Origin of the sequence: Mesorhizobium sp. M1A.F.Ca.IN.020.03.2.1 (genome assembly GCF_004023205.1) — a bacterium.
Taxonomy (GTDB): domain Bacteria; phylum Pseudomonadota; class Alphaproteobacteria; order Rhizobiales; family Rhizobiaceae; genus Mesorhizobium.
This window is the reverse complement of record NZ_RZSV01000503.1, coordinates 1-586: the sequence shown is the minus strand read 5'-3', so window position 1 is coordinate 586 and position 586 is coordinate 1. Positions and strand designations below refer to the sequence as shown.

The following is a 586-nucleotide window of genomic DNA, read 5'->3' as shown; positions in this document are numbered from 1 at the left end:
ACCAGGAAGAGTGCACCGGGCCGGATCCGGAACCCGGTCCAATCGTCATCGCTGTCGACCGGATCGCCGCACAGCCGCCAGAGGATCTCAGTTTGCAGGGGATCGGTGTCCTGGAACTCATCGACGAGGACATGGGCGAAGCGCTGCCCCAGCGCGCGCCGGACATCGTCATGATCGCGCAGCAGATCACGCGCGGCGAAAATCAGATCGTCGAAGTCGAGTTGGGCGCTCGCGCGCTTGTGGTCGCGATAGCGTTGCAGGATCGGACGCGCCTCTTCGATCAGCGCCGCCAGAACCTGGCTGGCCGCCGCCTGAAGAAGCGAAACCCAGTCCTCGCAGCAGGCGGTGTAGTGGCCCTCGGCTGCGTGGTTCAGCTGATCACCATCGGCCTTGGAAAGGCCGGCCTGCTTGGCCGCTGCAGCCCATTTGCCCTTCTTACGATAGGAGGCGAAGGCGCCTGCCTTGGTGCAAAGGTTCGGGTGGGGACGCGAGGTCAGAAGCCCAACCAAGCCCGAAGGTGTCGTGGGATCGGGACCGGCCGCGAGCGCGGCTGCCATCTCGACCAGCCGCTCGACGATCGCCACTG

Annotated in this window: 1 protein-coding gene; it reads right to left on the bottom strand. The window is 65.5% G+C overall.

Translation table 11 applies throughout. The annotated features are described in order from the left end of the window. Positions 1-586: UvrD-helicase domain-containing protein (locus EOA79_RS32400; protein WP_164894091.1), on the bottom strand; the 586-nt coding region annotated here is incomplete at both ends.